Annotated in this window: 3 protein-coding genes; all 3 read right to left on the bottom strand. The window is 69.9% G+C overall.

Annotation, left to right across the window (positions count from 1 at the left end; all coding sequences use genetic code 11):
* Nucleotides 1-380 (bottom strand): NAD(P)-binding domain-containing protein (locus tag GT042_RS30565; RefSeq protein WP_161311935.1); only part of this gene is annotated, 380 nt, incomplete at its 3' end.
* Between the two features lie 93 nt (nt 381-473).
* Nucleotides 474-1,046 carry an acetolactate synthase small subunit gene (gene ilvN / locus GT042_RS30560; protein ID WP_161311934.1) on the bottom strand — a complete coding sequence of 191 codons (573 nt, stop codon included), beginning with the start codon at nt 1,044-1,046 and terminating at the stop codon, nt 474-476.
* 14 nt (nt 1,047-1,060) lie between these two features.
* A partial coding sequence (locus tag GT042_RS30555; RefSeq protein ID WP_161311933.1) for a thiamine pyrophosphate-dependent enzyme occupies nt 1,061-2,539 on the bottom strand: 1,479 nt, incomplete at its 5' end.

The following is a 2,539-nucleotide window of genomic DNA, read 5'->3' as shown; positions in this document are numbered from 1 at the left end:
GCCACGTCGACATTGGCGGGCGGCTTGATGAAGCCGTAACGGATGTTGAGACCGTGGCCGAAGAACAGCGCGTCGCCGTCCTTGAGCTGGTCCTTGACGGACTCCTCGTAGATCTTGCCCTGGAGCGGGTCCGGGACCAGGATCATGATGACGTCGGCCTCGGCGGCGGCCTCCGCCACCGACACGACGCGCAGACCCTCCTCCTCGGCCTTCGCCCTGGACGTGGAGCCCTCGTGCAGACCGACCCTGACGTCGACACCCGAGTCACGGAGCGACAGCGCGTGGGCGTGGCCCTGGCTGCCGTACCCGATGACCGCGACCTTGCGGTTCTGGATGATGGACAGGTCGGCGTCGTCGTCGTAGAACAGCTCGGCGGACATGAGGGACTCTCCTCGGTCGGGAAACGTATCGGCGGATGGCGGATGTGATGGGGGGCGGAGGTACGGGGGGAAGAGCGGGGCGTACGGAGGGCGCTAGGCGCTCCGCGCACCCGCGCTCACCGGGGTGTCGGACGTCGCCAGGCGCATCGGACGCGCCTCGCGCACCGCGCGGTCGGCCAGCGCGCGGGACCCGCGGCCGATCGCGATCGCATCGGACTGGACCAACTCCTTGATGCCGAAGGGCGCGAGCATCCGGAGCATCCCGTCGAGCTTGGCGCCGGAACCGGTCGCCTCCAGGGTGACGGCCTCGGGGGAGACGTCCACGACCCCGGCGCGGAACAGCTCGGCGATCTGTACGATCTGGCCGCGCGTGGTGTTGTCGGCGCCGACCTTCACCAGGACCAGTTCGCGCTGGACGGCGGAGTCCGCCTCCAACTCGACGATCTTCAACACGTTGACCAGTTTGTTGAGTTGTTTGGTCACCTGCTCCAGGGGCAGTTCCTCGTCGACCCTGACCACGATGGTGATACGGGACAGCTCGGGGTGTTCCGTGGTGCCGACCGCGAGCGAGTCGATGTTGAAACCGCGCCGTGAGAAGAGACCGGCGACCCGGGCCAGGATGCCGGGTGTGTTCTCGACCAGGACGGAGAGTGTGTGCTGGGACATGTCGGAGGGTCCTCTCAGTCGTCCGCGGAGTCGCCGAAGTCGGGGCGGACGCCGCGGGCGGCCATGATGTCGTCGTTGGAGGTGCCGGCGGCGACCATCGGCCACACCATCGCGTCCTCGTGGACGATGAAGTCCACGACGACCGGGCGGTCGTTGATCGAGTTGGCCTTGTCGATGACCGCGTCCAGTTCGTCCGGGTTCTCGCAGCGCAGGCCCACACAGCCCATCGCCTCGGAGAGCTGGACGAAGTCGGGGACGCGGGTGCCCCGGTTGGTGGCGGAGCCCACGCCCAGGGTGGATCCGGTCGTGGCGTTGGTGGCGCCGTCGTGCAGGACGGTGTTGGAGAAGCGGGCGCCGTAGAACAGGTTCTGCCACTGGCGGACCATGCCGAGCGCGCCGTTGTTGATGATCGCGACCTTGATGGGGATGTTGTTCAGGGCGCAGGTGGTGAGTTCCTGGTTGGTCATCTGGAAGCAGCCGTCGCCGTCGATCGCCCAGACGGTACGGTCGGGGCGGCCGGCCTTCGCGCCCATCGCGGCGGGCACCGCGTACCCCATGGTCCCCGCGCCCCCCGAGTTGAACCAGGTGCCCGGCTCCTCGTGCGGGAGGAACTGCGCCGCCCACATCTGGTGCTGGCCGACGCCGGAGGCGAACAGCGTTCCCTCCGGGGCGAGTTGGCCGACCCGTTCGATGACCTGCTGCGGCAGGAGCAGCCCCGGGTCGGCGGCCGGCTCGTAGCCGCGGCGGTAGGTGGCGCGCCAGCGGTCCAGGTCCCGCCACCACTCCGCGTACGCGCCGTACCGCCCGTCCTCGTGTTCCGCGCGTACGGCCGCGGCCAGGCCGGCGAGCACCTCACGGGCGTCCCCGACGATGGGGACGTCCGCGAGCCGGTTCTTGGAGATCTCCGCCGGGTCGATGTCGGCGTGCACGACCTTGGCGTACGGCGCGAAGCTGTCCAGCTTGCCCGTGACCCGGTCGTCGAAACGGGTGCCCAGCGCGACGATCAGGTCGGCCTTCTGGAGGGCCGTGACCGCCGCGACGTCCCCGTGCATGCCCGGCATGCCCACGTGCTGCGGGTGGCTGCCGGGGAACGCGCCGAGCGCCATGAGGGTGGTGACCACGGGCGCCCCGGTCAGCTCGGCGAGGATGCGCAGCTCCGCCGTCGCGCGGGCCTTGAGGACGCCCCCGCCCACGTACAGCACCGGCCGCCGGGACGTGGTCAGGAGCCGGGCGGCCTCCCTGAGCTGCCCCGGGTGCGGGCGGGTGATCGGGCGGTAGCCGGCCAACTCCTTGACGGGCGGCCAGCTGAAGGTCGTACGGGCCTGGAGGGCGTCCTTGGCGATGTCGACCAGGACGGGTCCTGGGCGGCCCGTCGCCGCGATGTGGAACGCCTCCGCGATGGTTCTGGGGATGTCCTCGGCGTTCCTGACCAGGAAGTTGTGCTTGGTGATCGGCATCGTGATGCCGACGATGTCCGCCTCCTGGAAGGCGTC

This window comes from Streptomyces sp. SID3212 (assembly GCF_009865405.1).
Classification (GTDB): Bacteria; Actinomycetota; Actinomycetes; order Streptomycetales; family Streptomycetaceae; genus Streptomyces.
This window is presented reverse-complemented; position numbering and strand designations above follow the sequence as displayed.

Excerpts from the sequence above, each read along its gene's own strand:
- ilvN (WP_161311934.1), bottom strand. The coding sequence starts at position 1,046 with ATGTCCCAGCACACACTCTCCGTCCTGGTCGAGAACACACCCGGCATC.